4 protein-coding genes are annotated in these 1,826 nt (G+C 47.5%); all 4 read left to right on the top strand.

Annotated elements, in window-relative coordinates:
- Positions 1-180 (top strand): ArsB/NhaD family transporter (locus ACPV3A_RS37590; protein ID WP_426204992.1); only part of this gene is annotated, 180 nt, incomplete at its 5' end.
- Between the two features lie 27 nt (positions 181-207).
- Positions 208-627, top strand: coding sequence for an arsenate reductase (thioredoxin) (gene arsC, locus ACPV3A_RS37585; protein WP_028407113.1), 420 nt, complete (start codon positions 208-210; stop codon positions 625-627).
- A 61-nt stretch (positions 628-688) separates the two neighbouring features.
- The gene (arsD, locus tag ACPV3A_RS37580; protein WP_426204990.1) at positions 689-1,048 is read left to right on the top strand and encodes an arsenite efflux transporter metallochaperone ArsD; all 360 of its coding nucleotides are present in this window, start codon (positions 689-691) and stop codon (positions 1,046-1,048) included.
- A gap of 23 nt (positions 1,049-1,071) precedes the next feature.
- The coding region (locus ACPV3A_RS37575) for a TRC40/GET3/ArsA family transport-energizing ATPase (RefSeq protein WP_426204988.1) at positions 1,072-1,826 on the top strand (755 nt) is incomplete at its 3' end.

The raw sequence follows: 1,826 nt of genomic DNA, 5'->3' as shown, positions 1-1,826 counted from the left end.
GATTTAGGTCCCAAAATTACACCGATTGGTTCACTAGCCACCTTGCTTTGGCTGCATGTTCTTTCGACGAAAGGCGTGAAGATCAGCTGGGGGACTTACTTTAAGACAGGGATTATATTGACCATCCCAACGTTATTTATAACCCTTTTAGGATTATATATCTGGCTAACCATACTTTAATTCAAGTGATAAGGGAGAGAAACGATGATGGAAAAAAAGACATTGTACTTCTTGTGCACAGGCAACTCTTGCCGCAGCCAAATGGCTGAAGGATGGGCCAAAAAACATCTGGGTGATGATTGGAATGTCTACAGCGCCGGCATCGAAGCACATGGGTTAAACCCGAATGCGGTCAAAGCAATGAACGAGGTGGGGATCGATATTTCGAACCAAACTTCGGATATCATTGATCCGGTGTTGTTAAATCAATCCGATTTGGTGGTCACCCTATGCGGCGATGCAGCCGATCGTTGTCCGATGACACCTCCTCATGTTCGCCGTGAGCACTGGGGTTTTGACGATCCTGCCAAGGCTCAGGGTACCGACGAAGAAAAATGGGCTGTTTTTCAGCGCGTTCGCGATCAAATCGGCGAGCGTATTCAAAAGTTCGCTGAAACCGGCGAGTAATCGAATAGAATGCAGGAGCCGGGACTTTTCTCGGCTTCCTTTATTACAGGAGGGAAACGACATGATATCCATTGAAATTTATGATCCGGCCATGTGCTGTTCTACAGGAGTATGCGGGCCAAGCGTGGACCCTGAATTGATTCGCGTATCAACCGTGGTCCACAATCTAAAAAGCAAGAACATCGATGTTGCTCGTTATAACCTGGCAAGTGAGCCAGATGTATTTGTTACGAACCCTGTTGTCAATCAGCTGCTTACTGAACAAGGCCCGGAAGTTCTACCGGTAGTTTTGTTAAACGGTCAGGTAACGAAAATCCAAGGCTATCCCTCCATGGAGGAATGGTGTGCGTGGACTGGATTGGCAGAGACCGACTTGGTGAAAAAACCGAAAATGCGTATTGAGCTCAAAACGAAGCAATGACAGAAGGAAGTAGGTGCACAATGATGAGTAGATCATTTCATCCAAATGATATTCCACTAACGCCATATCTCTTTTTTACGGGCAAAGGCGGAGTAGGAAAGACCTCTACCGCGAGCGCGACAGCCATATCACTTGCAGACGCAGGTAAGCGAGTTTTGCTAGTCAGCACAGACCCGGCGTCGAATCTGCAAGACGTTTTCGGTATGACGTTATCCAATCATCCTGTTCAGATCCAAGGAGCGCCTAACCTGTATGTCGCCAATTTAGATCCGGAGACGGCAGCAAGTGAATATAAAGCACAGGTCGTTGATCCGTACCGCGGCAAACTTCCGGATACCGTGATTGCTACGATGGAGGAACAACTTTCAGGCGCTTGTACGGTTGAAATTGCCGCCTTCAATGAGTTCTCCACCCTTTTGACCAATCAAGAGCTGAAAGCCGGCTTTGACCATATTCTTTTTGACACCGCCCCAACAGGGCATACGCTTCGGTTGTTGCAACTTCCTACCGCTTGGAGTGGATTTCTAGATGAAAGTACACACGGTGCTTCATGCTTAGGCCCATTGGCAGGATTGGAGTCGAAGAAGGAACTATATAGCAACGCACTGGCAACGCTGAATGATGAACAGCAAACAACACTCGTGTTGGTGACACGTCCAGATCGCTCACCACTGTTGGAGGCTGCCCGTGCTTCATCCGAATTAAGAGAGACGGGAATGAATAATCAGATTCTTGTTATGAACGGCACTTTTGTTCTTCATTCAAACCCGGATCCCAT

Origin of the sequence: Paenibacillus sp. Dod16, assembly GCF_049893405.1 — a bacterium.
GTDB lineage: Bacteria > Bacillota > Bacilli > Paenibacillales > Paenibacillaceae > Paenibacillus_AQ.
This window is presented reverse-complemented; position numbering and strand designations above follow the sequence as displayed.